The following is a 26,893-nucleotide window of genomic DNA, read 5'->3' on the forward strand; positions in this document are numbered from 1 at the left end:
CTTACGGTGTGTGCTGCTCATGCGGCGATGCAGCGCGAACGGCAATTTCTTCCAAGATTTTGTCGATCTCGCCCCATATGCGTGGTTCCACTTGGCCGCGGATCAGAGCCCATTTACTCAAGACGTCGAGGGGGTCGTGGTCCCGAAGGAGCATACCCAGGCTGGCCGCATCGACTGCCAGTGATGTCCGGGCCTGCCACTGCGTGTTTCGAGTGCGCCGCTCCTCAGCAATTGGCGCGAAGACCGGCGACAGTTGCCAGCCTTTGACTGCACGGCGCAGGGCGGCACGCACCACATGTGCCGGCTCAACACCACAAGTTTCCAGCGCTGCTTCCTGTCGTTCGAGTGCGTTGACCCTGATGTCGATCTTCCGGGTCGGGCTCAAAGCTCGTGCCGAAACGGGAGCTCTCAGGCTGGTATGCGGGTCAGAGCTTTCCGCGGTGACTTGGTGCGGCGCCACGGCACTTTTCGGCGCACGCTCTGACTCGTGCCGATCAGCGCCAACGTCAGCGACTGGGGTGCCTGTCTTTGTTGCTGTGACCTGTACCTCTTCCTCCTTCTCGGGAACCTCGCGGTCACCCTGTTGCAGGGTGGCGGCGTAGGCTGGGTCGGGCCTAGTGATGGTCGGGATCTTCTTGCGCAATCGACTGTCCTCACGCAGCAAGAATGTTGTTGAGAATGTCCGTCGCCTCCTCAAGCGCCTCGACGACATGACGTACATGTGGACGCATAAGGGGGTTCGGATCGGATTGCTTTTCCAGCGCCAAGGCGTGGAGAAGCCCCTTCTGATCCATCTCCTTGTAAGTGTTTCGTCGCATCATGACGGTCTCAATCACCGGAAAACGGGTGAGCGCTTCTTCAATCAGGGCGGCGTCAGCACGGGTCGTTTTCGGGTCGACCATGTTGAGGACGACGTGGTGGCGCGGAAGGCTGGAGGGGTCGTCAACACGGGATTTCAGTTTCTCAAACCAATCAGAAGTCTGCGCTCCGACATCGAAATCAGACGTCGACAGCATGACGGGCGTCACGATGTGGTCCGCAAGCACCGCAATGCCGTCTGACCATTCGGCACCGACCCCTGCGGTATCGATGAAGATGAAGTCTGCCGTGCCTGCCATGTAGACCTGATTGATCTGATCCTCGACACCCGCCACGCTTTCGACGGTGACCGAGCAGAGAAGCGGCGAACTCAGCCCACCGGTTTCCGCCCGAGCATGCCAGGCACCGAGTACTCTCGTGCTGTCCGTGTCGATCAACATCACTCTGCGTCCGGCGGCGATCGCGGCGCTGATCAAGGCGCGCGAAAGCGTCGTTTTTCCACTGCCCCCTTTCCGGGCCATCGCTGCGATCACCACAAGATTTTCGTTCGGCATTCTGATCCTCCGCAAAAATAGTGAATCGCAACGATAATACCCAAATGTCGCTAAACGCATGAGGCGGAGGGGTCAAGCAGAAGTCGGGATGCGACCCGCGTTTGGCATGCAGCGGGCGGCGTTGTGCGATGACCGTGCGACGTCTGCCGTGGCGCCATCAGCATTCGCCGCGGGGCATCACACACCCTCCAAGTGTCGGGATACGCTTGGCGATGCGCTTCGGACAGAATGCAGGTGACGGTTAGCGCGCTCCAGACGACGGGAGGCAGTCTCGCGTATGTCGTTCTGCGGGTGACGCGAGCCGGTTAGCACGCAGCAAAACCCGTCTTGCGGGGTGCAAGAGACGGGGCGCGAAAGACGCGATGCGCGATGCGGAGACCGCATCGCGTGGTGCAATGAGCGCGACGCGCGATCCATTTGACAAAGGACGGAAAATCGCCCCTGCAGGGCGATTTTCTACATTGAGTACAAGCCCTTATGGTCGACTCCACTTGCGTTGGGAGTCGGCGGGCTTGTACGAAGTTGGCAAGAAATAGGAACGTTAACTTCAAAATGCCCCGCCGCCGCAGACTGTCAGTGATCGAACGATCGACCATCTCCCAAGAGCGCCGGAACGGCGTCTCCGCGGTGTCGTTGGCAGCCCGCTACGATGTCAGCCTGAAGACGATCTACAACGTGGTGAACCACTGGGATGAGCGTCAGACAGCGAACGGCAGCCGATCGCGGGTTGTGGGGATCCGGGTCTCGGACGACGACCTGCGCCGGTTCGACGCGGCGCTGTCGCGGCGCGGGATTGCGCACCGCTCGGATGCCATGCGCCGCCTGATGCTGGCGGCCGAAGGTGTTTTCCTGCCCGACGACGAGATGTGTGACGAGTTGCGCAACCTCGGCGCCGCGCTCAACCGGGTCGGCAACAACGTGAACCAGATCGCGCGACGTCTGAACGAGGCCAAGGTGCGGGGCGAGAGACTGTCCTACCCGGCCTCAAGTCACCGTGACGTCCGCGCCCTTGCGGGTCTGGTCTTCGATCTGGCCGACCAGGTCCAGGAGATGTCGCGTGCGCGGCGCAGCGTGCTGGACCTTGAGATCAGCTCTGCCCTGGCGGGCCTCGCCGAGAGGAATGAGAATGGCGCGGAGTGACCGGGTCCGTGGCATCGACCCGGCGCTATTTGACCGCGGCTGGAGCCGAGTTTCGGGATCCTGGCAGGGGCTTTCCAGGGGCGCGCAGATGGTTCGGGCCGCGCGCGGCTATTCGCCAGCGATCTTCAAGGCTATCTCGAAAGGGGGCTGTCACACCGGGGCGCAGCTACGGGCTCAGCTCACATATCTCACAACAAAGTCGACCCATATCCTCGACAGTCGCGGCACCCATGACGGGAAGAAGCAGCTCTCGGAAGCCGAGATCAACCGAGTGGCGCGGCGGTTCGAGAACCAGTGGAACGAGCGCTACAGCCCCAAGCTTGGCCATACGTCGCATCTGCTGATGGCATTCCCGGTTGGGACCAGGGGTGAAGAGGTGCGCGATATCACCCAGGCGGTCTGCGAGAAGTTCTTTCAAGGTGAGGGGTCGCAATTCGACTATATTGCTGCAATACACCAAGATCGCGCGCATCCACATGCGCATATTGTTCTGAACCGCCGCAGCAAGGATGGCGAAATGTGGTGATGTCACGTTAACTGCCCTATTGTTGTTCGCGTCGCGATTTCTTCTTATCTGACTGCAATGCAGACATCGGCTATCAGCTACAAGCGCCATCGCTTTCCATCCCAGATTATCGCTCACGCGGTCTGGCTCTACATGCGCTTCAACCTAAGCCTGCGTGAGGTTGAGGAGATGTTGCTCGAGCGCGGAATTGATGTGTCCTACGAAACCATCAGGCGCTGGACGGTCAAATTCGGGCCTCAGATCGCCCAGAATCTGCGACGGAGGCAAGCCCGTCCGGGTGATGTTTGGCATCTGGACGAAGTCGTCGTGAAGATTGCCGACAGGCCATTCTGGCTCTGGCGCGCGGTCGATCAACATGGGGTTGTGCTGGATGAAATCCTCCAGTCCAGTCGGAATAAGCCGGCTGCGAAACGTCTGATGCTCAGACTTCTCAAGCGTCATGGCTTCGTGCCAAAACGGATTATAACGGACAAGCTGCGATCCTATGGCGCTGCCAAGCGCGACGTAGCGCCCGGTTTGGATCATTGGTCGCACAAGGGCCTGAATAATCGCGCAGAGAACAGCCACCTGCCGTTTCGAAAGCGGGAACGGGTGATGCAAGGACACCGATCACCCGGCGGCTTGCAGCGCTTCGTGTCTGTTCACTCAGCAACCCGAAACTGCTTCTTTGTCCCATCCTGCCGCCGCACAGCCTTAACCATCCGCTTCCATCGGTTGCAGGCACTTGATGTCTGGAAAACGGCTGCGAACATCGCCTGATCCCACTAACGCGATGCCTTCGCCGATTGCCGACAGGTTAACGTGACAACACCCGCCCAATGCCACGGTGACTTCGATCACTGGCACATTGGAAAAATCGCCGATATCGGGGATTTGCACATCAATCTTCATCGCGTTTCCCCTTACAGGCTGATGCGCCGGAAATCCGACAGGATTGTTTTCATCGTCACCAGGAAATGCGCCGCCGCCACACCGTCGACCACGCGGTGATCCCAGCTTAGGCTCATCGGCTGAACCAGACGGGGCTGGAACGCCGCGCCATCCCAGACCGGCCGAATCGCGGACCGGGTCATGCCAAAGATCGCAACCTCCGGCGCGTTGATGATCGGCGTGAAGTTGGTGCCGCCGATCCCGCCGAGCGACGAGATGGTAAAGGTCGCCCCCTGCATGTCACCGACCTTGAGTTTGCCCGCACGCGCAGCGCCCGCAAGTTTGGTCATTTCGGCTGCGATGTCGTAGATGCCCTTCTTGTCGGCATCCTTGATCACCGGCACGACAAGCCCTTCGGGCGTGTCCGCCGCGACACCGATGTTATAGTATTTCTTCAGGATCAGGCCATCGCCATCGAGCGATGCGTTGAACTTAGGGAACTGCTTGAGGGCAGCGACAGCCGCCTTCACCACGAAAGGAAGAATCGAGAGTTTCGTGCCATCCTTCGCCTCGCTGTTCACCATCTTGCGGAATGCTTCGAGATCGGTGACATCGGCGTCTTCGAAATTGGTGACATGGGGAATGATCGTGGCGTTGCGCGCCAGGCTTGGCCCCGAGATTCTGGCGATCCGCGACAGAGGCACGCGCTCGATCTCGCCGAATTTGGCGAAATCGACCTTGGGCCAGGGCAGCAGGTCAAGCCCCCTGTCGGCGCCGCTCGCCGCAGGGGCAGAGGGCGCGGCCAGCGCCGTCTTGACGAAATCCTGCACGTCCTCGCGGGTGATGCGGCCTTTGGGGCCGGTGCCGGAAACAGCGTTGATATCAACGCCAAGCTCGCGGGCGAATTTGCGGATGGCGGGCGAGGCATGCGCCAGCCTGGCCGGCTGAGCCGGTGCGCTGGGTGTCGGGGTCGGCCTGGCCACGGTCGCCGCAGCCGCAGCCGCCGGAACAGCTGTCGGCGTGGGCGCCGGGGCCGCGCTTTCGGGTGCGACCACCGCCAGCAGGCTACCGCGACTCACCTTGTCGCCTTCGGCGACGAGCAACTCGACAACCCGGCCCGCGACGGCCGAGGGCACATCGAGCGTGGCCTTGTCCGATTCAAGAATCACCACCGTGTCGTCAACGTCAATAATGTCGCCTACCGCGATCACGATCTCGATCACCGGCACATCGGTGAAATCACCGATATCGGGCACGAGAAGCTCGATTTTTCCAGTAAGGCCCGCACCTTCGGCGGGTGCGGCGGCAGAGGCGCTCAGCTCTGGAACCGCATCGGCGGCCTCGCGCACATCAGGCCGGGTGGTGTCAGCTTCGGGGACTTCGCCCGCGGCCTCCAGTGTCATCACGAGGCTGCCCTCGCTGAGCTTGTCACCCTCGACCACATGGATGGCGGCGATCTTACCGCCGGTCGGTGCGGGAATATCCAGGGTTGCCTTGTCGCTTTCCAGCATCAAGATCGGGTCGTCCTTTGCGACGATATCGCCTACAGAGACGTTGATCTCGATCACGAGCACATTGGAAAAATCGCCAATATCAGGCACTTTCACGTCAATGGTGTTGGTCATGTCGCCTCCCCCTCTCATACGGTCCAGGGCGCCGGTGCCGAAGCATCCAGGCTGAATGCGTCCAGAGCCTTCGCCAGCGTGGCCGGTTCTTCGTCGCCTGCGCGCACCAGAGCCTCGATTACCGCCAGCGCGATGTTCTTGCGGTCCACCTCGAAGAAGGCGCGCAGGTCGGCCCGGTTGGCCGAACGGCCGAAGCCATCGGTGCCGAGCGCGATGAACCTTGCATCGACGTAGGGCGCAATCATCTGCGGTACGGCGCGGACATAATCCGTGGCCGCCACGATGGGGGCAGAACCGGCCAGTGTCTGGGACACATAGGCTTCAGTCGGGGTCGTGGTGCCGCCCAGACGGTTTTCCCGCTCCACCGCGCGCGCGTCGCGCGCCAGTTCGGAAAAACTGGTGGCGCTGAAAAGATCGGTGGCGATCCCATAATCCGTCGCCAGCATATCGGCGGCGGCGATCACCTCGGTCAGAATCGTGCCCGAGCCGATCAGGCGCGCTTTGGCGCCGCCCTCGCCGCGCGATCCAATCTGATAGAGCCCCTTCAGGATGCCTTGTTCGGCACCGTCAGGCATGCTGGGCTGGGCATAGTTTTCATTCATCACCGTCAGGTAATAGAACTCGTCGGCCTGATCTTCCATCATCCGCTTCATGCCGTCGTCCATGATCACCGCCAGTTCATAGGCATAGGCCGGATCATAGGCGCGGCAGTTCGGAACGGTCGCGGCGATGACGTGGCTGGTGCCATCCTGATGCTGAAGCCCTTCGCCCGACAGGGTGGTGCGCCCTGCGGTGGCGCCAAGCAGAAAGCCCCGCGCCCGCTGATCGGCCGCGGCCCAGATCAGGTCGCCCACCCGCTGAAACCCGAACATCGAATAGTAGATGTAGAACGGCAACGTCGGTGTATCGTGAACGGAATAAGAGGTCGCAGCGGCCGACCATGACGAAATCGCCCCGGCCTCGGTTATACCCTCTTCCAGCAACTGGCCGTTCTTGGCTTCTTTGTAGAACATCATCGACCCCGCATCCTCGGGTTCGTAAAGCTGCCCCTGCGGCGCATAGATGCCGATCTGGCGGAACAGGTTGTCCATGCCGAATGTGCGGGCCTCGTCGGCCACGATGGGCACGATGCGTGGGCCGAATGTCTTGTCTTTCAGCAGCCCGCCCAACATCCGCACCGCGGCCATTGTGGTGGACATCACCTTGCCGTCTGCCTCGGTCGCGAATCTGGCGTATTTGCTGCGGTCGGGCACGATCAGACGCTTGGGTTCCGGGGTTTTGGCGCGCCGTCTTGGCATGTAGCCGCCAAGGGTTTCGCGCTGCGCGTGCAGATATTTCATCTCGGGGCTGTCGGCGGCGGGCTTGTAGAACTTGAGTTCTTCCAGATCCTTCTCCGTCAGCGGCAGGCCGAACCGGTCCCGGAAGGCGACCAACGCCTCCATGTCCAGTTTTTTCGACTGGTGAGCTGTCATCCGGCTTTCGCCCGCGTCCCCCATGCCAAATCCTTTCTTGGTCTTGGCAAGGATCACAGTCGGGCGGCCTTTGTGTGCCTTGGCGGCTGCGAAGGCAGCATACAGCTTGCGAAAATCGTGGCCGCCGCGTTTCAGCGCGTTGATTTCACCATCGGTCATATGCATGACGAGATCGCGGGTGGCGGGGTCGCGATCAAAAAACTTGGCACGGTTGTAGTCGCCGTCCTTGGAGCCCAGATCCTGATATTCGCCATCCACGGTTTCGGCAAAACGGCGCAGCAACACGAGGTCTTTGTCGCGGGCAAAGAGATTGTCCCATTCCGAGCCCCAAAGCACCTTGATAACGTTCCAGCCGGCGCCGATGAACAGGCTCTCAAGCTCCTGAATAATCTGGCCGTTGCCGCGTACCGGCCCGTCCAGGCGCTGCAGGTTGCAGTTCACGATGAAGGTGAGGTTATCGAGGTTCTCGCGCGCCGCCAGCGTCAGCGCGCCAATGGATTCCGGCTCGTCCATCTCGCCGTCGCCGAACACGCCCCAGACGTGCCGCCCGGCGGTGTTGGCCAATCCGCGCCCTTCGAGGTAACGCATATAGCGCGCCTGATAGATCGCGCTCATCGGGCCGATGCCCATGGAACCTGTCGGGAACTGCCAGAAATCCGGCATCAGCCACGGATGCGGATAGGAACACAGCCCGTTTCCACCCACTTCCTGGCGGTAATTCGCCAGCCTTTCCTCGCTCAGGCGGCCTTCCAGAAAGGCGCGGGCGTATACGCCTGGCGCCGAGTGGGGCTGAAAATAGACCAGATCACCCCCGAAATCGTCTGATTGAGCGCGGAAGAAGTGGTTGAACCCGGTCTCGAAAATCTCGGCCGCCGAGGCATAACTGGCGATATGGCCACCCAGTTCGCCATAGGCCTTGTTGGCGCGCACCACCATCGCAAGCGCATTCCAGCGAATGATCGAGGTGAGCCGCTCTTCGACGTCAAGGTCGCCCGGATAATGCCCTTGCTGGGCCACCGGAATGGTGTTGCGATAGGACGAGAACGGCTGCCCCCCGGTGAAGACGCCGTTGCGGCGCGCCACGTCTTCAAGTCGGCGCAGCAGGTATTGCGCGCGCTCACTGCCGTTGGCCGCGGTGACAGCCGTAAGCGCATCGATCCATTCCTGTGTCTCGACTGCGTCAATATCTTGGGTCGGTACTTGGATGCTCATCGGGGCTGTCCTCGGCTTCACGTTACTGGTTGCTCTGCATAGCGCAACTTGACCGGCAGGTGGCGCTAAAATGATGGCGTAGCTCCCCAGTCTGCGGCATGAACTGCCTCAACATGCATGAATTGGAGAGAATTATGCCGGTGAGTGATCTTGACGCGACAGACCGAAGAATCCTGAAGCAGCTGCAGAATGAAGGCAAACTAACCAACATCGAGCTTTCAAACCGGATCGGGCTGTCTCCGTCCCCCTGTCTTTCAAGAGTGCGCGCGCTGGAGCAGTCTGGCGTGATTTCCGGCTATGTTGCGTTGGTAAACCCCGAAGCCATCGGATTGGGCGTCAACGTCTTTATCCAGATCACCCTGGAGCGTCAGATCGAGCAGGCGTTGGAAACGTTCGAAAACCGGATGGAGGCTTACCCGGAAGTTATGGAGTGCTTTCTGATGACCGGAGACAGCGATTATCTGATCCGCCTGGTTGTCCGCGATATCGCTGAACTCCAGCGCTTCATCCTGCAGAAATTGTCAAATATTCCGGGTGTGGCCAACATTCGTTCAAGCTTTGCGCTCAAACAGGTGAAATATAGAACCGCCCTGCCGGTGGACGATCTCTAGCCCGAAGTCTCCTCCCGCGCGACCGTATCTGATCTGCCACGGGATTGTTCCTCCCCCGTTGATTAAAGTTCGACCTGACTTGAGGACGGACAATGAAGCCATAGGAGACTTACATTCCTGCCAATTTGGCGGCCGCGCAACGGTGCGGGTGGCGTTCGCTGTTCAGGCCACGCGAACGATGTCGGCTGTGCCGAACCGCCCTCATGAACCGCGTCAGTGCCGGTGAAATTCCCGAAAGCGTCCGCGTGGGATGGCGTCGGTGGGCAAAGGCGAAGTCACGCCTTTGGCGCCAGTTTTGCAACATATGTAACCGCCCCAAGCGCAAGAGGTATCTTCAGATCTGATTTTGGCGCGTTGTCGGATGCTGACATAAGACCGGTCTCATGATGCGGCCATCAACATGCCGCGGGCCCGTATGGTGTGCGAAGGTCGGGTCCAGATCAACACCGCGTGCTCACAGGCACTCTGTTGCAGGCTGGTTCTCCCGATGCCGCCGCGCTGTCGCTGAGACCTGCCGATGTCCCCCACGGCTTTCTCGACCACCCTGATCTTGTCGGCATCGCTCCAGTGCCGACGACGCGGCGCATCCTCGGTGGACAGGATCTCGATCCGGGGTGTGAACGTAAGGTCGACCATAACGTCGGACTTATCATCGCCTCCAACGCCCCGTCAGACGGCCCCCGCCGGAGGGATACGCTTAAACGAGCACTTGGGGCGGCACGAAACTGCGACAGGTCCATGTAGCCTCGCAGCTGCCTGTGCTTTCGCTTCACACTGACGTGGTTCTTCTCGCCGTAGTGGCGCTTGCCGTGCTTCTTCTTCCGGCGATCGTCAGGGTCCGTCCGCCCGGCCCTCGGGTTCCCTGCCGTTCTCGTCTCGCATGTTGAGGTTGTACGACGGCCGCGCCGAGGATCTGTCCTGCCCGCGTGCGAAAGCGTATAGCGGTAAATTATTACCGCTATATCATTCGGCACCGGCCCACGAGATCGAGGCCAAAGAAGCGTATGAACAACAGCCGCTCGCGCAGTTGATACTTGATCTGGTTGCCGGACAGGGTGTAGACCGTGTTCAGCACGAGCGTCTTGAACATCAGCAACCGCATCCATCGACGCGCGACTCGCTTTCCGCACCCGGTTTGCGGTGGCCCTGCTCAAGCGCCAGGCGAAACTCCTCTGACCGCACGAGCGCGTCGATCAGCGGATCTGTCGTGGCATCGAGAGTCGCGCAGCGTTTTCAAAGATCGAAGAACCCCATCTGCGCCATCGCTTCATGCGCTGTACCGGTTTACCGCTTTATTGATGTCGCAGCGTCAAGAACAAGGTAATTTTTCGAGGTGACCTGTAGTAACACCCAGATCGTTGCGCTATTCTTCCCATCAAGTCACGTTTTCTGAAGTCGCCGAACATGTGTATTGCAGAATTGACCGCGACTTCAGGACGCTTGTGATTCAATAACGTCACCTTGGAATCTTATATGGCACCGTTAGCATGAACGAAGCAACACACAGCGAAATTGATATACACACTTTGCGAAGCCACCCCGGGCACTTGATCCGTCGTAGCTATCAGATATTCCTTTCAATGTTTGAGGCAGTCGGAAAGGACGTCGACCTTTCTCCGGTGCGCTGGATTCTCATCGCGACAATTCGCTTGCGTCCCGGCCTCTCGATGGCCGAGGTCTCCTTTATGACGGGCGTGGACAAAGCTTCAACGGGTCGCACTATACGCAATCTTGAAGGCTCTGGCCTGATCCGCGTTGTGCGCAGTGCGCACGACAAACGCGAGCGGCGGGTGTATACCACCACCAAAGGCGATAAACTGGTTCATGCGTTCTATCCGCGCATAAAGATTCTGCATGATGATATTATGGCAGCATTCGAACCGGAAGAGGCCAAGGAATTTGTTCGATTGCTCGGAAAATTCATCGAAGTTAACGATCACAGAAGCCGTGCCGCCCTTTCTGACAACCTGAGCGTTGGCCCTCTGTGAACGGCAGTGACAGTCTCGCCCTTGGGAATGGCGGGATGACCTGACTCCGGACGGACTAAAAACCGTCCACTTTCGCCTTTTCGGTCTCATGCCCCATGATTGCCACCGGCAACCGGGCACTCCCGCCGCTTCGAGATGTCATGATCCCGCGTTACCCCTGAACGCCGCGACAATCGCGTGTGCCGTTCCCATTTGGGAATGTGATCCGACCTGTGCGCGCATTTCGCTTGCAACGCAGACCGGCGGCGGAGTCCGCGCAAACTGCGAACCGATCCGCCATTTTTTCTGCTGCTATGGGCATTCGCGCAACGGGCGGATCATCAGGGCCGGGTTCTCGGGCTGACGGGGCTGCGCAGCGGCGATCCGACATGAATTTGCGAGTGCGCCAGCCGAGGCGGTCCGCCCGCCGCGCCTGGGGCAGCAGGCAACCCCGAAGGCCGACGTACCCGGTTCTTGCATCATTTCGACGGCGGACAACCCTGCGCCGCTCGACCGGGGTGCCATCTCGGTGTCAGGACCTCCGCCGCACGGTTCCTGTCAGTCGTTCCGGTCGAATTGCAGAGGCGCTCAGTCGGCTTCTTCGGCTTGGCCCAGTATTTCGGTTTGATGCTCGCCCACCGCCGGGACTTGGCCGGCCGGCTCGCTTATCCCCGCCATCGGCACCGGAAAGGCCATCACCTGCGCCGCACCGGCGGCGCGTACCATTCCGCGCGCCTTGAGATGCGGGTCTTGGGCCAGATCCTCCAGTCGGTTGACCGGGGCAAAGGGGACGTCCTCGGCCTCGAAAACCCGTGCCCAATGCGCATAGGGACGCGCGGCGATCAGCGGGGTCAGGGCGGCGCGGATGTCATCCGTGCGATCTGTGCGTGCGGCGAAGTCGTCAAGCGCCGGATCGTCGAACCCCGTCATCCCGGTTGCGCGGATGAGGCGGCGGAAGAAATGCGTTTCGATCGCGCCGATGGTGATGTATTTGCCGTCGGCCGTCCCGAAGATGCCATAGGCGGCCCGGCGCAGAATGTCGGCCTTGGTGATTTCGCGCCCGGCCTGGCGTCCGGCATCCCATACGCCGTAGCGCGGGGCGATCCAACTGGCCAGCGCGTCGGTGATCGCCACGTCGAGGTACTGGCCCCGCCCGGTGGCGTCGCGTCCGCGCAGCGCGGCCAGGATGGTGATGATGGCATACATCGCTGCCGACAGATCTCCGATCGGCACGCCCGTCGTGTATTCTGGCGGTCCGTCGGGCGCGCCCGAGATCGCCACCGCGCCCGCCATCGCCGCGTAGTTCAGATCATGCCCCGGCCAGTCCCGCGCTGGCCCGGTCTGACCATATCCGCTGACCGAGCAGTAGACGAGGCCGGGATTGAGCGTTGAAAGCGTCTGGTAGTCGATCCCGAGCCGCGCGGTCACACCCGGGCGATAGCCCTCGATCACCACGTCCGCCCGCTTGGCCAGCCGCAGGAAAGCCGCGCGGTCCGCGTCGTCCTTCAGGTTCAGCACGATGCTTTTCTTGCCGCGGTTCACCGCCGCGAAGAGACCGGGGAACATGACGCGCGCGGCGTCGCCCGCGGGGCGCTCGACCTTGATGACCTCGGCCCCCATCTCGGCCAGTTGTTGCGTGGCATAGGGACCGGGCAGAAGCTCGGTCAGATCCAGGACACGAAGCCCTGAAAGCGGTGCAGTGCCGGTCATTTTCATTGTTCCTTTCTGTCTCCGCGGGCCGGGTCGGCGATGCCAGCGCATTCCGCCGAATCGTCCTGCTCCAGGATCATGTCCCAGATCTTCTGACCCTGCGGGTTGTCGAGTTCTTCCATAAGATGCGCCAGAAGCCCGGCCGAGCGTCCGATCAGCGCGAAGGCCCGCGCCCAGATGGGGGAAAGCCCCATGTCCGACACGGTGGCCCCGACCGCGCCGGCGGCGTTGATCGGCAGCAGGCGACCATATTCCTCACGCGCGGCGGACTCGACGGCCGCCATGAACCGCCAGTGCCGCCCGTCGAACCCGTTCTCGCCCGCGATGCGCCGCAGGACCGGCGTGCGGGGGTCACCCGCCACATGGATCGGATGGCCGATGCCCGGCAGGACGCGCCGCGCCGCGCGAAAGGTGCGCACCACCTCGCGCGCGTGGGCGGCATAGGCGGCCTCGTCGTCGTTGTCGGTCAGCCCGCCGATCTCGTCGCGGGTAAAGGCGGCGGCGTTCTGCATTGTGCCGAGAAAATGGTTTCCCGCCCCCAGCAAGCCGGCGGCCACAGCGCCCTGAAGCGATTCCGGCGCGCCGAGAATGGTCATCCGCGCGGCAATTGCGCTGGGGGTAAGGCCGTGGTCGGTGGCGGTGACGATGATCGCGTTGGTCATCGCGCGGGTGCGGGCGTCGGGTTCCGTTCCGGTGGCGGTGAAATAGATCATGTCGATGAAATCCATCTTGCCGAGGACGTCATCCGCCAGGTCGCGCCCGCGCACGAAGATACGGTCGCGGGTGGTGAAGCCTATCTTCGTCTTGACCGTCATTGCCTTGCCCTTCCTTGTGTTTCGGTGGCCGCACGCGGAATCATTGCGCCCAGCCCCATGGTGCCCGCCGGACCGGCGCGCGCCGGAGTGAGGTCCATCGCCGCGATGGTGGCCAACGCATCGGTGGGACGCCTCGGCATGGCCGCATCGACGGGGCAAATCGACGCTCGGACCCGAAACCTCCTCGGGCCCGGGATTGAACGGGAAGACGTCTCTGTCGCAGTCGCAATGCGCGGCGCGATTTTGCAGCCCGCACCGCAGGGCCGGTCGCCGAGGCCGGGAATCGCCACGATCCGCCGTGCAGGAACCCGCGCAGGACTGGGGAAACCGCCCGCTCCCATTCGTTCAGGCACCTTGCGGTGCCCGCCGCACGAGCAGTTTCCAGATCCCTTCCACCACGGTTTCGCCGCGCTGGTTGATGACCTCGCGCCGGAACGACAGGATGCCGCGTTCGGGTTTCGACGTCTCGCGTTTCTCGGTCACGGTGACGCGCACGCCGATCGTGTCGCCGATGAAGGTGGGTTTCGGGAATCTGCACTGCATGTCCAGAAGCCCCAGAAGCGAAGGTTCGAGAAAATTGTTCATCAACATCCGCGTGGTCAGCCCGGACATCACCGACACCACCAGAAGCCCGTGCGCGATGCGCTGGCCGTAGGCCGATCCGGCGGCGTACTCGGCATCGACATGCAGCCGGTTGAAATCGCCGGAAAGGCAGGCAAATCCCGTCACATCGGCCTCGGTTATGGTACGGGTGGGGCTGTCGAACGCGTCTCCCTCGCTGAGATCCTCCCAGTAGAGCTGCTGGCCCGTCAGGGCTGAAAGGTCGGGGCGGGTCATCGGCTTTCCTCCTCCTGGGGCAGCGCCAGCACCGCCTCCTTGAGATCGGCCTTGAGAACGCGGCCGGTCAGGTTGCGCGGCACCGCTGTCATGAACACCACGCGGCGCGGGCGCTTGTAGCGGTCCAGCCGGGCCTCGGCATGGGCGATCACATCGGCCGCTGTCAGCCCGGCGCCCGGCGCGGGCACGATCACCGCGCAGATCGCCTCGGTCCAGCGCGGATCGGGCAGGCCGATGCAATGCGCCTCGGCAATCGCCGGGTGACCGGCCAGCGCCTCCTCGATCTCGGGGGCGTAGACGTTGATGCCGCCGCTCTTGATGATGTCGCGCTTGCGGCCAGTGAACCAGAGCAGCCCCTCGGCGTCGATCCGGCCCAGATCGCCCACGGTCAGATAATCGCCGCGCCGGGTTTCGGCGGTCAGCGTCTCGTCCTTGTAATACCCGTCATAGCGGCTCTCGCTGCGGGTGCAGATCTCGCCGACCTCGCCCTGCGGCACCTCGGTGCCATCGTCGTCCAAAAGCTTGAGTTCGACCCCGAAGAACGGCCGTCCGACGCAATTGCCCGTAAAGTTGCGGCGCAGATCCCGCGCCGTGAGGTTGGCGTAGGGCCCCGCTTCGCTGGAGGCGGCATAGATCATCAGCGCGTCGCCGAACTTGTCCAGCGCCGCGCGCTTGAGGTCGGGATACATCTCGCCGCCGCCCGATTGCAGCGTGCGCAGCGACGACAGGTCGGCGTTCGCGAACCCCTCGACCTCGACCATCCGTTGAAGCATGGCCGGCAGCAACATGGTGGCGGTCAGCCGTTCGTCCTGGATCAGGCGCAGCGCGGCGACCCCGTCAAACCGGCGCATCAGGTAAACGCTGGCGCCCAGGTAAAGCGGCAGCAGCGTGTAGGTGCAGCCAGCCGACAGGCAGATCGGCAGCGCCGAAAGCGCCCGATCGTCGGGGCGGAAGCGTTGCTCGATGGCGCGTTCCTCCATGCCGAACAGGCTGCGCAGCGCACCCTTGGGCTTGCCGGTGGTCCCCGAGGTGTGCAGCATGATCGTGGTGCCATCCTGTCCTTGCGGCGGATCGGGCGGGGTGTCTGCCAGAAGGTCCGACAGCCGTGGCAGCCCTTGCGCACCCTCCGCCACATCGCCCAGGGCGATGATGTCGCTCACCACGGTCCGGAACAGATCGGCATGGTCCAGCGCCGCGTCGCCCAGCAGCAGCGTCTTGCTGTCCGAGCGGGCGACCACATCGGCCATGACCTCGGGCGCGATGCGATAGTTGATCGGCGCGGGGATCGCGCCCAACCCGGTCACCGCCACATAGGCGGCAAGGAAATCGGGATGGTTCTCCGAGATCACCGCGACCTTGTCGCCCGGCCCGGTGCCGCGTCGCGCCAGCACCGTCATCATCCGTTCCACCCGGTCGAGGAGCTCCGTATAGGTCTGGCCGTGCCCCTCGAACACCACCGCCGGTTTCGTCGGAAACCGCCGTGCATTCAGCCTGAGGGCATGGAGAAAGGTCATCGGCATGGCCGCCTCCTCAGGTAAAGGCCGAGATCCCGAGAACCTCGCGCCCTATGATCAATGTCTGGATTTCCGACGTGCCCTCGGGGATCAGCCCGCCGCGCGTGTCGCGGAACAACCGCTCGACCGGGTAGTCGGTGGAATATCCCAGCCCGCCGTGCGCCTGCAGCGCCATCGAGGCCACCTCATGCGCCGCCTCGCTGGCATAAAGCTTGGCGATCGAGCATTCCTTGCGCCCGGGCAGCCCCGCATCAAGCGCCAGCGCAGCCCGGTCAGTCAGGGCGCGCGCCGCTTCGGTGCGGATGGTCATGTCGACGATCAGCTTCTGCACCAGCTGATAGCGTCCGATCACGTTGCCGAACTGCTTGCGCGTCTTGACGTAATCGGTGGACAGGTCCAGCGACCGCTGCGCCGCGCCCACCGCGCCCGCCGCCACGTTGAGCCGACCGTAGTTCAGCCCGGTGAGGATCGCCTTCAGCCCCTTGCCCGCCGGACCCAGCAGGTTTTCCTTGGGCACCCTTGCGTCGCGAAAGGCCAGCTGCGATGTCGCCGTGGCCTTGATGAACATCGTGCCCACCCGCGAGGCTTCGAAATCGGTCTCCTCAGGGTCCACGATGAACAGGCTCAGATCGCCATCGCAGCCGGTGGTGAAGGTGCGCGCAACCAGGATGCCGACCCGGCCGTGAACGCCGTTTGTCGTCCACAGCTTGCCGCCGTTGATCTGCCAGTGGTCGCCCTTGTCCTCGGCACGGGTCTGCACCGAGGCGACGTCGGAGCCGTGGTCGGGTTCGGTGATCCCTACCCAGACCGGCATTTCGCCGGCCATGACGGGGTTCAGCCATTTTTCCTTTTGCCGGGCGTCACCCAGATGGTGCAGCAGCGCGGCGACGATGTTGACGGTGTTGAGCAGCACCCGAAGCGACAGCCAGCGATACCCCGCCTCCTCCATCATCATCGCCCAGGTGCGGTAGCTGAGACCGTAGCCGCCCGCCTCCTCGGGCAGCAGCCCGCCGAGATAGCCGAACTGGCGCAGCGCGCCGACCATTTCCCATGGCAGCTCGCCCGCCGCCTCGCATTCGGCGATGCGCGCCTCGGTCAGCTCGCGCGCCATGAAACCCCGGATGCTGTCCCTCAGCATCCGAGTCTCCTGTTCCTGATCATCGGCGGGTGGCGCGATGTATTCAGCCATACCGCCCCCCGGTGATGTGAAGCGTTTCGCCCGAGATGTATTCCGCCGCATCCGAGGCGAGGAACACCACGCCGTTGGCGATGTCGCGCTCGGTGCCAAGACGCGGCACGGTGTTCATTGCCAGCGCGCGGGATTTGATCCGGTCGTAGTTCGGAAGCGCCTCGATCATGTCGGTTGCGATGAAGCCTGGCGCGATGGCGTTGACGGTGACGTTGAAACGCCCCTGCTCCATTCCAAGCGCACGGGTGAAACCGATGATGCCGGCCTTGGCCGCCGCATAGTTGGTCTGCCCGGGATTGCCGAGATAGGCGCGCGACGAAATGTTGACCACGCGGCCCCAGTGCTGTTCCATGAAATGGGGTACCACGGCGCGCGAGCAGTTGTAGGCCCCTTTCAGGATCACCCCCACCACCGCATCCCAATCCTGCTCCGGCATCTTGGTGATGTAATTGTCGCGCGGAAAGCCGGCGTTGTTCACAAGTATATGGACGGCGCCGAATGCCTCGACCGTGCGGGCGACAAGCGCATCGACCTGTGCCGCGTCGGTGACGTCGCAGACGACGCCGATCGCCGCGTAACCGTCGGCCTCCAGCTCGGCGCGGGTGGCTTCGGTGGTTTCCGCGTCGATATCGGTGATCACCACCTTTGCCCCTTCCTCGGCCAGCGCGCGCGCCGTCACTGCACCGATTCCGCGCCCCGATCCGGTGACGATTGCCACCTTGTTCTTCAGTCCCAATTCCACTTTCGGCTCCTTTGCGTTGCTTAATATTCGCCCGAGAACGCGGTCACGATTTCCGGGAAGAAGGCGATCAACGCCAGAACCGCGAACTCTGCCAGAACGAAAGGCAGCACACCCACAAAGACCCGCTTGAGCGGCACCCCGGTGATCGAGCTGGCGACAAAGACGTTCATGCCGATGGGCGGCGTGATCAGCCCGATCTCGACGGTCTTGGTAATGAGGATGCCAAACCAGATCGGCGAGTAGCCAAGTTCCATCACCATCGGAAAGACGATCGGCATGGTCAGGATCAGGATCGCCAGCTGATCCATGACGCAGCCCAGCAGCACAAAGATCACGATCAGGATCAGGATCACCATTCCCGGACTGACCTCCAGCCCCTGCACATAGGAAACCAGCGCTTGCGGCGCCATCGTGAGGGTCACGAAATAGCCGAAGATATGGGCCCCGATGATGATGGTAAAGATCATTGCCGTGGGGCGGGTGGTGCGTTCAAGCGCGTCCATGAAGTCGCGCCAGCCCATGCGCCGCAGCATCACGGCGGCGATCAGGATCGCGCCGAAACAGCCCGCCGCCGCGGCTTCGGTGACGGTGACGGCGCCGGAATAGATTCCGGCCACGACGAACACGAACAATACGATCACCGGCCAAAGCTCGCGCAGCGACAGGATGCGCTCTCGCCAGCTGTGGCTTTGCACCGGCGGCGCAAGATCGGGGTTCAGGCCCGCCCAGCCCATGGTGATGCCGGCAAAGGACAGCGCGGTGATAAGTCCGGGCACGATGCCGGCGATGAAGAGCCCGCCGATCGAGGTTTCGGTAATAATACCATAGACCATAAGCACCACCGACGGCGGGATCATGATCGACAACGTGCCGGCGGCCGCCACCGTGCCCACGATCATACCGCGGTCATAGCCGTATTTGTTGGCCTCGGGCGCGACGGTGCGGGCCATTGTCGCGGTGGCGGCGGTGGACGAGCCCGACACCGCACCGAAACCGGCGCTGGTGAACACGGTGGCCACCGCCAGCCCGCCCGGCAGATGCCCGACCCATTTGTTGGCGGCGCGGAACATGTCCGACGAGATCCGGCTGGCCGACAGGATCTCGGCCATCAGGATGAACAGGGGGATGGCGGTCAGCAACCAGGAGGCTGTGTTGCGATAGGGGGCGACCGACAGGATCCCGAGCGCAAGGTTGAGCCCGCCGATCAGATAAAGCCCGACAGTGCCGGCGATGCCCATTGCAAAGCCAATCGGCGTTCCGACGATAAGAAGTCCCGCCAGCAGGAAGGACACGGGTGCGAGATATTCCATATTCAGATTGTCCGATCCGGGGTGTGGCGAAGCCGCTGCACGTCGCCGGCCGCGTTCACCAGAAGCCGCAGGACAATCAGCAGGCAACCGATCGGCGCGATCACAAGGGCGGTAACGAGCGGCGCGTCGATGTCGCCCGACGTGCGATACCCGAAATCCCACGCCTTGAGCGCCTCGCGCGAGGCGCCGTAGCACACCAGTGCGAAGAACGCGGCCGCCACAAGGCGCAGGACCACGTCTAGACCGGCGCGCAGCCTGTCTGGCAACGTCTCGAACAGGATCCCCACCCGCACATGGCCATCGTGCATCTCAAGATAGCTCAGGCTTCCGAACACGATGATGGGCATCAGATAAAGTTCGGTGATCCCTATGACGCCCTCGATCGGGTCGTTCAGGACATAGCGGGTGAAGACCTGGACGAGGATCAGCACCAGCATGACCATCATTGCCGCACGCGACAGCCAGTTCGCCCAGGTGTCGACCCGGTCCATCGCGCGGCCAAGGGGGCCGTGCAGTCCTGCCTTGGGCGGCGGCACGGCTTCCCCTTCGGGATCAAGATCATGGGGATGCACGGACGAGCTCCTTTATTGCGTCTGGTACTTTTCGATATTCGCGCGAAAAGCCTCCACCACCTCGCCGCCGGGCATGCCGCGCCCTTCCAGTCCCGAAACCCAGGCATCGAAGACCGGCGCCGTGGTCGCCCTGACCTGTTCGCGCTGCGCTTCGTCCAGCACGATGACTTTGATACCGGCTTCGCGCATCTTGTTTTCAAGTTCGGCTGCCGAGCGGTCGGTTTCCTCGGCGACGCGCTGCATCGCCTCTTGCGCCGCCTGCTGCATGGCCTGCTGATGCTCGGGCGCAAGCCCTTGCCAGACCTCTTCGCGGATCACATAAGGCGCCCAGTACACAAAGACATCCAGCCCAAGCACAGCGGTATCGATCACCTCTTCGAGCTTGTAGGAATAGACGCTCGTGGTCGGAAAGATCGCGCCGTCAACCGTGCCGGTGCGGATCGCCTGATAGGTTTCGGGGCTGGGAATATCCACCGGAGCCCCGCCCAGGGCCTTGATCGATTCCGACATGTTGCCGGCGATGATCTTCAGCTTGAGCCCGTTGATATCCTCCAGGCCGTCAATCTCTTTGCCGCGGGTAAAAAGATTGTAGGTAGAGGTCATCACGCCCCAGAGGGGACGCATCCCGTTCTTCAGGAAATCGTTCCCCAGGATCGGCTCCGAGGTCACCGTATCGTAGAATGCCGGTGTGCCGACCTTGCTTTGCGAGAACAGGCCCGGCAGCGTGTGCACACCGGCCAGCGGCATGGTGCCTCCGTTATAGGCCGGTGGAACATAGCCAACGTCCACCACGCCCGATTGCACCATCGAGAACATGTCGCGAAGCGAGCCCATCTGCCCGGCGCCAAAATACTGAAACTTGACCTCGCCGTCGGTCAGTTCGGTCACCCGCTCCATCCAGTAGTTGGTGCCGGTCTCGACGATGTAGTGGCCCGGCGGAAAGGTGTCCGCCACCTTGAGGGTTGTTTCGGCCAGGGCCATCTGCGGCGTCAGCGCGCCCGCGACCATCATCGCCGCGCCTGCGGCAAGCCGATCCAGTCCGTTCAAAATGCTCATCGTAAGTCTTCCTCCCTGCGTCAGCCGACGCTCCCCGAACCAGGCCCTCTCCCTTGTTTTGGCGAGAGCCTCACGGACCCGTCCGTTGGTCGGCCTTCCTCGCCCGAGCCAACCAAACGGCAGGCCATCCGGTCAATGCGGAAGCGCCGCCCGCCCCGATCCGGCCACCAGATCGCACATATATGCGATTGCGCGGGGGCCCGGCGCGCGCAGGGGCTCTACCCCGTTTGCACTCACGCTTCGGGCGCCTGTCCAGCCAAAGGATGCGGCGCGCCACACGGCCATCTGCATCGCCTCCCTGAGGCTGACAGTTGCGGGATGTGGGCACGACAGTCGAATGGCCGGATGACAGTTTTCGGAGGGACATTGATGGCGGGGCAGCTGACGATCCGCGCCGGGCGATGGCCTGCGGCGCTTCCCGGCGGACGCATTATCCCGCATTATCCCGCAAGCTGGTCGATCGGGCATTTCGGGACGTGCGGCACCGCGATCTGGTGCATCCGCAACCCGACCGCGCTGTCGGAAATCGTCGGGTGTCGTACCGGTTTTGAAATCCCGTCCAGAAGATACCCGGATCGAATATCGAACACTGGCACGTTTCTGAACGTCATTTTACGACAGGGTGGTGGCGCCGTGGCCAGAACGGCCACCTGCGGCAGAGGGGCGGCACCCGGCCCGGACCCCGACAATCAGATCGGGGGGAATCGCCGCCGCATGATCTTGGGCCGGGCGGGGGTCATGGTGGATAAGAACACCGGCGTTCAGCAAACCCTGGGGTCTTGACCTTTCTTTCTCAGATGCTGAACGATTTCTTCACGCATGATCCTGACAATCTCGTTCTCGGATCGCAGGATGACATCCGTCGGTGCGCCAACCCCAACGGCAAACAGACGAGAACTCTGGTGGCTGGGAAACGGCATGGAGATCAACCCGGCGCCTTTGACGACCTGATCGGTTGACAGATAATACCCCTTGGCGCGGGTCTCGGCCAAGGAGGCGACGAAGGTCTTCACGTCCACCGCCGGTTTGTCGGGCGCACGATAGGCATTGATCTTTCGTAACAGGCGGCACACTTCTTCATCGCTGAAGCGGCTCATCAGAACCCGCCCCACCCCGGAATTCCCCAGCGGACGCCGCGTGCCGAGTGAAATGTGGTGGATCGGCGACTTCTTTGGACGGATCACTTGCACATACTCGGCTTCGTCGCCGTTCTTTGTTCCCAGTACGACGACATGCTGCGTCCGTTGCGCGATCGCCTTGAGCAGCCGCTGGATGATGCCTTCACCGAACAGATCCGGGCTCATCCAAGAGCCCAGAAGCGGGACGCGTTCGGTGGGAAAGTAGTTCTTGTTCCGGGCATCGTGGCTCAGGAAGCCGAGCTTGACCATGCTCTTCAAGAGCGCCGAAGTGCTCGATTGCGGATACCCCAGTTTCTTCGAGACTTCCACGACCGACAGCGGGCGCCGCACCTCGTCGAAATACACCAGCGTTTCACAGGTGCGGGCGACCGATTTTACGATATTGTCCCCGCGTGTCTTCACCGAAGTCTGTTCCGCGTCTTCCATGATCCCCTCCCAGCATACTATTATATGAACAGTATTCAGAAAGTAGAATGGCTGCGGATGTTATTTCTGTCAACTGGTAGAAGATCGCAGAAGACGCGCCGCATGCCGCGAGGGGATCGGAAAGATGCCGGGTCCGGGTGTCAGTGGCCTCCTCGCCTGGTGGGAACGATTACGGCGTCCGCAGCCACGGCACCCTGGCCGCTGGGTCCAACGATCAACGGGTTGACGTCAATGGTCTCAAGCGCTGCTCCGTGATGGGCCGCAAAGGCGGACAGGCGCGCAAGGGCGTCGGCAAGCGCGCCGATGTCGCGTTCGGGCGCGCCGCGGAAGGCGTCCAGCAGTTTGCGACCGTGGATTTCGTCGATCATCCGACGCGCTTCGGCGGGCCCGAAAGGGGCAACCCGGAAGGACACGTCCCCCAGGGCCTCGACCAGCACGCCGCCCAGCCCGAACATGACCACCGGGCCGAATGCCGGATCCTGGGTCACGCCGAGTATGGCCTCCAGCCCCGGTGCTGCCTGTTCGGCCACGACCAGCCCGTCGATCCGCGCATCGGGCGCTTTCTCGGACGCCAGTTCCAGAATGCGCGCCCCGGCAGAGCGGACCTCTTCGACCGAGCGCAAGTTCAGCGCCACGCCACCGATATCGGATTTATGCAGGATGTCGGGCGAGGCGATCTTCAACACGATCGGATAGCCCATCTCCTGCGCCGCCTCGGCTGCCGCCTCCGGGGTCTTGGCCAGGGTTTCGCGCACGATTGCGATGCCCGCTTCGGCCAGCAGCGCCTTGGCCTCGATCTCGTTCACCATGTCGTCCGGCAACGGCGACAGGTCGGACAGTTCGGGTATCGGGTCATGTTCGCCGGCCCGCGCGAAGGATCTGGCGAAATAGCGCAATGCGGCCATGGCACGGACCGCGCGGGTCGGTTCCTCGAACACGATGAACCCCGACTTTTCATATGCGGCACGGCCCTCGGGTTCGGTCAGCGAACAGAACAGCATCGGCCGGCCGGGAAACTTCTCGCGGATGCGCTCCAGCCCGGTCCGGATGGCTTCGTTCAGGTCGGCGACAAGACCGACCGTGGACATGAAGATGATGGCACCGTCAATTTCGCCGTCGCCAAACAACACATCCATGTTGGTTTCCAGCAGGTCGATCTGGTTGACCAGCTGCGCCGTCACATCGACCGGGTTTCGGACACCTGCGAAAGGCAGCACCTCTTTCAGCTTTTTCTGCGCGTGATCGGGAAGCGCGGGCACGTCCAGTTTCAGTTTCTCGGCCTCGTCGGCCATCAGCACCCCAACGCCGCCGGACACCGTCACAAGGCCCAGTCGGTCGCCCTGCATCATCGACGCGGATTCGGCGCAGGCATAGGTCACATCGAACATTTCATCGACCGATTGCGCCCGGTACACGCCGTATTGCCGAAAAGCCGCGTCATAGACCGCGTCGGACCCCGCCAGCGAGGCGGTATGCGATTGCGCGGCCTCGGCACCGACCGCGCTGCGGCCGACCTTCATCATGACCACCGGCTTTTCCCGTGCGCGCGCCAGTTCAAGGGCCTCGACCAGCCTGTCGCGGTCAGTCGCGCCTTCGAGGTATCCCATGATTACGCGGGTTTCGTCATCCTGCGCGCAATAGGCTACCGCATCGGCGAAATCGACGTCGCAGGAATTGCCCGTCGTCGCCCAGAGGTTCACACCCAGTCCGCGCATCCTGACCAGCGTCATGCAATACGACCCGAAGGCGCCGCTCTGGCTGACGATCGACACGCCGCCGGGCTTGGGCAGGTGCTTTTCGACCCCCGGTGTGAAGGTGGCGTAAAGATTGTGGCGCACATTGGCGATGCCCAGGCAATTCGGCCCGACAAGCCGCATACCGCCTTCGCGCGCGATATCGACCATTCGCGCCTGAAGCGCGGCCCCTTCGGCATTAACCTCGGAGAACCCAGAGCTGAAGATCACCGCGCCCCGCACGCCGCGCGCCGCGCAATCCTCGACCGCCTGAACCGCCAGCGGCGCGGGCAGCGCGATCACCGCCAGATCCGGTGTCGACGGGGCCTCGGTGATCGACGGATACGCCGTCAGGCCCTGCACTTCGGGCGATTTCGGGTTTATCGGCAGGATCGTGCCCTGGAACCCATGCCGTTTGAGAAAATCCACCGGCCGTCCGCCGATGCGTTTCGGGTCGCTCGACGCGCCGATCACGGCAACAGAACGAGGGGCGAAAATGGCATCCATTCCGTCAATACGCATGGGTCTTCCTTTGATGTTCGAATTAGTAGGATTTCGGCAGGCCGAGCGCGTGTTCCGCGATGAACGACAGCACCAGTTGCGGTGTTACCGGCGCGATGCGGAACAGGATGGCTTCGCGCACAAGGCGTTCGACATGGTATTCCTTGGCATATCCGAAACCGCCAAAAGTCAGCTGCGCGGTCTGCGTCGCCTTGACCGCCGCTTCGCCGGCCAGGTATTTGCCCGCGTTGGCCTCGTTTCCGCAGGGCTTGCCCGCATCGTAAAGCGCGCCGGCGTTCATCGCCATCAGATTGGCCGCTTCCAGTTCCGCCCAGCAGGCGGCCAGCGGATGCTGCACGCCCTGATTCTGGCCGATCGGCCTGCCAAACACGACGCGCTCATTGGCGTAATTGGCGGCGCGGCGCAGCGCGTTGCGCCCGATGCCCACAGCCTCGGCGGCGACCAGCACCCGTTCGGGATTCAGCCCGTGCAGGATCTGGCGAAAGCCCTGACCTTCCTCGCCGATCAGATCGGCGGCCGGTATCGGCAGCCCGTCGATGAACAGCTCGTTTGAATCGACACACTTGCGGCCCATCTTCTCGATCTCGCGCACGGTGACGAATGTCCGGTCAAGATCGGTGTAGAACAGGCTTAGGCCTTCGGTTGGTTTCTTGACATCCTCAAGCGGGGTGGTGCGCGCCAGCAGCAGGATCTTGTCCGCAACCTGGGCGGTCGAAATCCAGACCTTTTGCCCGTGCACGACATAGCGGTCACCCTGGCGCACGGCGCGGGTTTTCAGCTTCGTCGTGTCCAGGCCAGTCGTCGGTTCTGTGACGCCGAAACAGGCCTTTTGCTCACCGGCCACCAGCGGCGGAAGGTACTTTTTTTTCTGGTCGTCGGTGCCGAACTTGACGACCGGATTGAGGCCGAAGATGTTCATGTGCACCGCCGAAGCCGCGCTGTTGCCGCCACCGGATTCCGCGATCGCCTGCATCATGATGGCGGCGTCGACGATTCCAAGACCGGCCCCGCCGTATTCCTCGGGGATGGCGATTCCCAGCCAGCCATCGCGGGCCAGCTTCTGGTGCAGTTCGTGCGGGAAACCGCCTTCGCGATCCCGGTTTTGCCAGAACTCATCGTCGAATTCTGCGCAAACCCGCAGGATCGCATCGCGGATTCCCTGCTGATCGGATGTCATCTGATAGGTCATGGTGTTCTCCTCGAATCTCGCAATCCGCTCTCAGCGGTCCGGCCCGGCGATGGTGCCGTTCTGGGTGAGGGTGTCGATCTGCCCGGCGTCGTATCCGAGCTCTTCCAGCACCGCGCGGCTGTCGACGCCCAGCTCGCTGCGCCCGAGCCAGCGCAGCCGCCCCGGCGTCTTGTCCAGCTTTGGGATGGGGCCAACGACCTTGGTGTCGTCGCCCTCGACCCCGACGATATCGCCGCGCGCCGCGATCTGCGGATCGGCCAGGATGTCATCGACGTCATAGACCATCGCCGCCACGGCATCGTGGGCCTGGAAGATGTCGATCGCCTTCTGCGCGTCATGCCGGGCCACGAATGCCCCAAGCCGGTCCACGATTTCGTCCATGTGCTCCACGAAGCCGTCCAGATTTTGGAATTGCGGCTGTTCCGCCCATTCCTTTCCGCCCGCGGCCTCCAGAAGCCGACGTCCGGTCGCCGCACTGCCGGCGCTGATTGTGACCCATTTCCCGTCCTGGGCGCGAAACACCCCCGCCGGGGCGTAGGAATTGGGGGCCTGAAGCCCGTTTCGGTCAACCGGAAGCCCCGCGCCGGTCCGCGTCGGAACGTGATAGTCGATCAGGCGCAACAGCGGCTCGAAGATGGCGAGGTCCACCACCTGGCCCCTGGCGCTGCCGTTGCGCACCGCATGAAGCGCCATCATCGCGCCGTAGGCCGCCATGAGGCCCGTGGTTGAATCCGCGGCGGGAAAGCCGGGGTGCATCGGCGCGTTGTCGGCAAAGCCGGTCATGTTGGCCAGCCCGCTCATGGCCTCGCCGGCCCGACCGAAACCCGGCCAGGAGGAACGCGGCCCGGTCTGCCCATAGCCCGAGATCCGCACGATCACCAGATCCGGGTTCCATTCATGCAGAACCTCTGGCGCCAACCCCGCCCTTTCAAGCACGCCGGGGCGGAAGTTCTCGATCAGAACCTGCGCGTTTTCGACCAGGCGGCGCAGAACCTCGCGGCCGTCGTCGGTCTTCCAGTCCAGCGCCACCAGTCGCTTGTTTCGGGCCAGCGTCTTCCACCACACGCCGACGCCATCCTTGGCGCGCGCGCTCAGAACCCGCAGCATGTCGCCCTGCCCCGGTCGTTCGATCTTGATCACCTCAGCGCCGAAATCCGAGAGCAGAGCGCCGCACATCGGCGCGGCAATCACATGCCCCATTTCAATCACCCTGAGGTCGCTCAGCGGCCCGTCTTTTATCGTCACGCGGTCTTCTCCCAGATTGCCATTTCTCGATCGTCAAGCCCCAATCTCCGGGTCCAGCGCCCCTATTCTCCCCGGAACCGAAATCCATTGCGAGAATA

Annotated in this window: 25 protein-coding genes; 6 read left to right on the forward strand and 19 right to left on the reverse strand. The window is 62.7% G+C overall.

The genetic code is table 11. The features are described 5' to 3' along the window. Position 1: 1 nt before the first annotated feature. Together BLQ77_RS20840 and BLQ77_RS20845 are read right to left on the reverse strand one after the other, a co-directional pair. Positions 2-643 carry a hypothetical protein gene (locus BLQ77_RS20840; protein WP_040545943.1) on the reverse strand — a complete coding sequence of 214 codons (642 nt, stop codon included), beginning with the start codon at positions 641-643 and terminating at the stop codon, positions 2-4. 10 nt (positions 644-653) lie between these two features. After that, entirely contained in the window at positions 654-1,373 is a 720-nt protein-coding gene (locus BLQ77_RS20845) for a ParA family protein (RefSeq protein ID WP_007803318.1), read from the reverse strand. Positions 1,374-1,925: 552 nt separating this feature from the next. Between BLQ77_RS20845 and mobC the strand changes: the two genes are divergently transcribed. From mobC to BLQ77_RS20860, 3 genes are read left to right on the forward strand one after another with little or no spacing between them, the layout of a single operon-like run. After that, entirely contained in the window at positions 1,926-2,513 is a 588-nt protein-coding gene (mobC, locus tag BLQ77_RS20850) for a plasmid mobilization relaxosome protein MobC (protein ID WP_028095094.1), read from the forward strand. Continuing rightward, positions 2,500-3,039 carry a relaxase/mobilization nuclease domain-containing protein gene (locus tag BLQ77_RS20855; protein WP_242661802.1) on the forward strand — a complete coding sequence of 180 codons (540 nt, stop codon included), beginning with the start codon at positions 2,500-2,502 and terminating at the stop codon, positions 3,037-3,039. The genes mobC and BLQ77_RS20855 overlap by 14 nt, the downstream gene beginning before the upstream one ends. A gap of 57 nt (positions 3,040-3,096) precedes the next feature. Further along, a complete protein-coding gene (locus BLQ77_RS20860) occupies positions 3,097-3,798 on the forward strand; it encodes an IS6 family transposase (RefSeq protein ID WP_047998185.1) in 702 nt (233 codons plus the stop codon). 143 nt (positions 3,799-3,941) lie between these two features. On the opposite strand, the gene BLQ77_RS20865 is transcribed toward BLQ77_RS20860, so the two are convergent. Both BLQ77_RS20865 and mdeB read right to left on the reverse strand, forming a co-directional pair. After that, positions 3,942-5,534, reverse strand: a complete 1,593-nt coding sequence (locus BLQ77_RS20865) for a dihydrolipoyllysine-residue acetyltransferase (RefSeq protein ID WP_047998171.1) — start codon at positions 5,532-5,534, stop codon at positions 3,942-3,944. 14 nt (positions 5,535-5,548) lie between these two features. Further along, the gene (gene mdeB / locus BLQ77_RS20870; RefSeq protein WP_047998172.1) at positions 5,549-8,218 is read right to left on the reverse strand and encodes an alpha-ketoglutarate dehydrogenase; all 2,670 of its coding nucleotides are present in this window, start codon (positions 8,216-8,218) and stop codon (positions 5,549-5,551) included. 134 nt (positions 8,219-8,352) lie between these two features. Here mdeB and BLQ77_RS20875 point away from each other — a divergent pair, with 134 nt between their 5' ends. Beyond that, positions 8,353-8,829, forward strand: a complete 477-nt coding sequence (locus BLQ77_RS20875) for an Lrp/AsnC family transcriptional regulator (RefSeq protein WP_009505793.1) — start codon at positions 8,353-8,355, stop codon at positions 8,827-8,829. 381 nt (positions 8,830-9,210) lie between these two features. On the opposite strand, the gene BLQ77_RS29095 is transcribed toward BLQ77_RS20875, so the two are convergent. Further along, positions 9,211-9,465, reverse strand: a complete 255-nt coding sequence (locus tag BLQ77_RS29095; RefSeq protein WP_053079201.1) for a hypothetical protein — start codon at positions 9,463-9,465, stop codon at positions 9,211-9,213. A gap of 322 nt (positions 9,466-9,787) precedes the next feature. Next, positions 9,788-9,919, reverse strand: coding sequence for a transposase (locus BLQ77_RS28255; protein ID WP_165617170.1), 132 nt, complete (start codon positions 9,917-9,919; stop codon positions 9,788-9,790). 397 nt (positions 9,920-10,316) lie between these two features. Here BLQ77_RS28255 and BLQ77_RS20885 point away from each other — a divergent pair, with 397 nt between their 5' ends. Then, a complete protein-coding gene (locus BLQ77_RS20885; protein ID WP_082135451.1) occupies positions 10,317-10,817 on the forward strand; it encodes a MarR family winged helix-turn-helix transcriptional regulator in 501 nt (166 codons plus the stop codon). A gap of 567 nt (positions 10,818-11,384) precedes the next feature. Here BLQ77_RS20885 and BLQ77_RS20890 read toward each other — a convergent pair. The 9 genes from BLQ77_RS20890 to BLQ77_RS20930 all read right to left on the reverse strand — a co-directional run bounded on the left by BLQ77_RS20890 (position 11,385) and on the right by BLQ77_RS20930 (position 20,541). Further along, positions 11,385-12,506 (reverse strand): CaiB/BaiF CoA transferase family protein, encoded by a 1,122-nt coding sequence (locus BLQ77_RS20890; RefSeq protein ID WP_165617171.1) that lies wholly within the window; start codon positions 12,504-12,506, stop codon positions 11,385-11,387. A 2-nt stretch (positions 12,507-12,508) separates the two neighbouring features. Continuing rightward, positions 12,509-13,321 carry a citryl-CoA lyase gene (locus BLQ77_RS20895; protein ID WP_009504611.1) on the reverse strand — a complete coding sequence of 271 codons (813 nt, stop codon included), beginning with the start codon at positions 13,319-13,321 and terminating at the stop codon, positions 12,509-12,511. Positions 13,322-13,666: 345 nt separating this feature from the next. Further along, positions 13,667-14,158, reverse strand: a complete 492-nt coding sequence (locus tag BLQ77_RS20900; RefSeq protein ID WP_009504610.1) for a MaoC family dehydratase — start codon at positions 14,156-14,158, stop codon at positions 13,667-13,669. Next, positions 14,155-15,678 (reverse strand): class I adenylate-forming enzyme family protein, encoded by a 1,524-nt coding sequence (locus BLQ77_RS20905; RefSeq protein WP_089962671.1) that lies wholly within the window; start codon positions 15,676-15,678, stop codon positions 14,155-14,157. Before BLQ77_RS20905 ends, BLQ77_RS20900 begins: the two co-directional genes overlap by 4 nt. Before the next feature lie 10 nt (positions 15,679-15,688). Continuing rightward, the gene (locus BLQ77_RS20910; RefSeq protein WP_034452471.1) at positions 15,689-16,810 is read right to left on the reverse strand and encodes an acyl-CoA dehydrogenase family protein; all 1,122 of its coding nucleotides are present in this window, start codon (positions 16,808-16,810) and stop codon (positions 15,689-15,691) included. Between the two features lie 43 nt (positions 16,811-16,853). Beyond that, positions 16,854-17,603, reverse strand: coding sequence for an SDR family NAD(P)-dependent oxidoreductase (locus BLQ77_RS20915; protein ID WP_009504607.1), 750 nt, complete (start codon positions 17,601-17,603; stop codon positions 16,854-16,856). Between the two features lie 20 nt (positions 17,604-17,623). After that, positions 17,624-18,913, reverse strand: coding sequence for a TRAP transporter large permease (locus tag BLQ77_RS20920; RefSeq protein ID WP_009504606.1), 1,290 nt, complete (start codon positions 18,911-18,913; stop codon positions 17,624-17,626). A 2-nt stretch (positions 18,914-18,915) separates the two neighbouring features. Beyond that, positions 18,916-19,485 (reverse strand): TRAP transporter small permease, encoded by a 570-nt coding sequence (locus tag BLQ77_RS20925; protein ID WP_009504605.1) that lies wholly within the window; start codon positions 19,483-19,485, stop codon positions 18,916-18,918. Between the two features lie 12 nt (positions 19,486-19,497). Beyond that, entirely contained in the window at positions 19,498-20,541 is a 1,044-nt protein-coding gene (locus BLQ77_RS20930) for a TRAP transporter substrate-binding protein (RefSeq protein WP_089962674.1), read from the reverse strand. A 369-nt stretch (positions 20,542-20,910) separates the two neighbouring features. On the opposite strand from BLQ77_RS20930, the gene BLQ77_RS28490 reads away from it, so the two are divergent. Next, on the forward strand, positions 20,911-21,324 hold the full coding sequence (locus tag BLQ77_RS28490; protein ID WP_111550203.1) for a hypothetical protein: 414 nt from the start codon (positions 20,911-20,913) through the stop codon (positions 21,322-21,324). Here the strand turns inward: BLQ77_RS28490 and BLQ77_RS20935 are convergent. The 4 genes from BLQ77_RS20935 to BLQ77_RS20950 form a co-directional block, all read right to left on the reverse strand. Continuing rightward, positions 21,303-22,106, reverse strand: a complete 804-nt coding sequence (locus BLQ77_RS20935; protein ID WP_009504603.1) for an IclR family transcriptional regulator — start codon at positions 22,104-22,106, stop codon at positions 21,303-21,305. The genes BLQ77_RS28490 and BLQ77_RS20935 overlap by 22 nt on opposite strands. Before the next feature lie 140 nt (positions 22,107-22,246). Next, positions 22,247-24,361, reverse strand: a complete 2,115-nt coding sequence (locus tag BLQ77_RS20940; protein WP_242661803.1) for an acetate--CoA ligase family protein — start codon at positions 24,359-24,361, stop codon at positions 22,247-22,249. A 22-nt stretch (positions 24,362-24,383) separates the two neighbouring features. Beyond that, positions 24,384-25,550 (reverse strand): acyl-CoA dehydrogenase family protein, encoded by a 1,167-nt coding sequence (locus tag BLQ77_RS20945; RefSeq protein ID WP_009504601.1) that lies wholly within the window; start codon positions 25,548-25,550, stop codon positions 24,384-24,386. A 30-nt stretch (positions 25,551-25,580) separates the two neighbouring features. Then, positions 25,581-26,795 carry a CaiB/BaiF CoA transferase family protein gene (locus tag BLQ77_RS20950; protein ID WP_089962677.1) on the reverse strand — a complete coding sequence of 405 codons (1,215 nt, stop codon included), beginning with the start codon at positions 26,793-26,795 and terminating at the stop codon, positions 25,581-25,583. Between the last annotated feature and the right edge of the window lie 98 nt (positions 26,796-26,893).

This window comes from Salipiger thiooxidans, assembly GCF_900102075.1.
In the GTDB taxonomy this organism is placed as follows: Bacteria; Pseudomonadota; Alphaproteobacteria; order Rhodobacterales; family Rhodobacteraceae; genus Salipiger; species Salipiger thiooxidans.

What these genes read in the sequence shown, in the direction of transcription:
- BLQ77_RS20845 (WP_007803318.1), bottom strand. Translation starts at nt 1,373, where the DNA reads ATGCCGAACGAAAATCTTGTGGTGATCGCAGCGATGGCCCGGAAAGGG.
- mobC (WP_028095094.1), top strand. Translation starts at nt 1,926, where the DNA reads ATGCCCCGCCGCCGCAGACTGTCAGTGATCGAACGATCGACCATCTCC.
- BLQ77_RS20855 (WP_242661802.1), top strand. Translation starts at nt 2,500, where the DNA reads ATGGCGCGGAGTGACCGGGTCCGTGGCATCGACCCGGCGCTATTTGAC.
- BLQ77_RS20860 (WP_047998185.1), top strand. Translation starts at nt 3,097, where the DNA reads ATGCAGACATCGGCTATCAGCTACAAGCGCCATCGCTTTCCATCCCAG.
- BLQ77_RS20865 (WP_047998171.1), bottom strand. Translation starts at nt 5,534, where the DNA reads ATGACCAACACCATTGACGTGAAAGTGCCTGATATTGGCGATTTTTCC.
- mdeB (WP_047998172.1), bottom strand. Translation starts at nt 8,218, where the DNA reads ATGAGCATCCAAGTACCGACCCAAGATATTGACGCAGTCGAGACACAG.
- BLQ77_RS20875 (WP_009505793.1), top strand. Translation starts at nt 8,353, where the DNA reads ATGCCGGTGAGTGATCTTGACGCGACAGACCGAAGAATCCTGAAGCAG.
- BLQ77_RS29095 (WP_053079201.1), bottom strand. Translation starts at nt 9,465, where the DNA reads ATGGTCGACCTTACGTTCACACCCCGGATCGAGATCCTGTCCACCGAG.
- BLQ77_RS28255 (WP_165617170.1), bottom strand. Translation starts at nt 9,919, where the DNA reads ATGTTCAAGACGCTCGTGCTGAACACGGTCTACACCCTGTCCGGCAAC.
- BLQ77_RS20885 (WP_082135451.1), top strand. Translation starts at nt 10,317, where the DNA reads ATGAACGAAGCAACACACAGCGAAATTGATATACACACTTTGCGAAGC.
- BLQ77_RS20890 (WP_165617171.1), bottom strand. Translation starts at nt 12,506, where the DNA reads ATGACCGGCACTGCACCGCTTTCAGGGCTTCGTGTCCTGGATCTGACC.
- BLQ77_RS20895 (WP_009504611.1), bottom strand. Translation starts at nt 13,321, where the DNA reads ATGACGGTCAAGACGAAGATAGGCTTCACCACCCGCGACCGTATCTTC.
- BLQ77_RS20900 (WP_009504610.1), bottom strand. Translation starts at nt 14,158, where the DNA reads ATGACCCGCCCCGACCTTTCAGCCCTGACGGGCCAGCAGCTCTACTGG.
- BLQ77_RS20905 (WP_089962671.1), bottom strand. Translation starts at nt 15,678, where the DNA reads ATGCCGATGACCTTTCTCCATGCCCTCAGGCTGAATGCACGGCGGTTT.
- BLQ77_RS20910 (WP_034452471.1), bottom strand. Translation starts at nt 16,810, where the DNA reads ATGCTGAGGGACAGCATCCGGGGTTTCATGGCGCGCGAGCTGACCGAG.
- BLQ77_RS20920 (WP_009504606.1), bottom strand. Translation starts at nt 18,913, where the DNA reads ATGGAATATCTCGCACCCGTGTCCTTCCTGCTGGCGGGACTTCTTATC.
- BLQ77_RS20930 (WP_089962674.1), bottom strand. Translation starts at nt 20,541, where the DNA reads ATGAGCATTTTGAACGGACTGGATCGGCTTGCCGCAGGCGCGGCGATG.
- BLQ77_RS28490 (WP_111550203.1), top strand. Translation starts at nt 20,911, where the DNA reads ATGGCGGGGCAGCTGACGATCCGCGCCGGGCGATGGCCTGCGGCGCTT.
- BLQ77_RS20935 (WP_009504603.1), bottom strand. Translation starts at nt 22,106, where the DNA reads ATGGAAGACGCGGAACAGACTTCGGTGAAGACACGCGGGGACAATATC.
- BLQ77_RS20940 (WP_242661803.1), bottom strand. Translation starts at nt 24,361, where the DNA reads ATGCGTATTGACGGAATGGATGCCATTTTCGCCCCTCGTTCTGTTGCC.
- BLQ77_RS20945 (WP_009504601.1), bottom strand. Translation starts at nt 25,550, where the DNA reads ATGACCTATCAGATGACATCCGATCAGCAGGGAATCCGCGATGCGATC.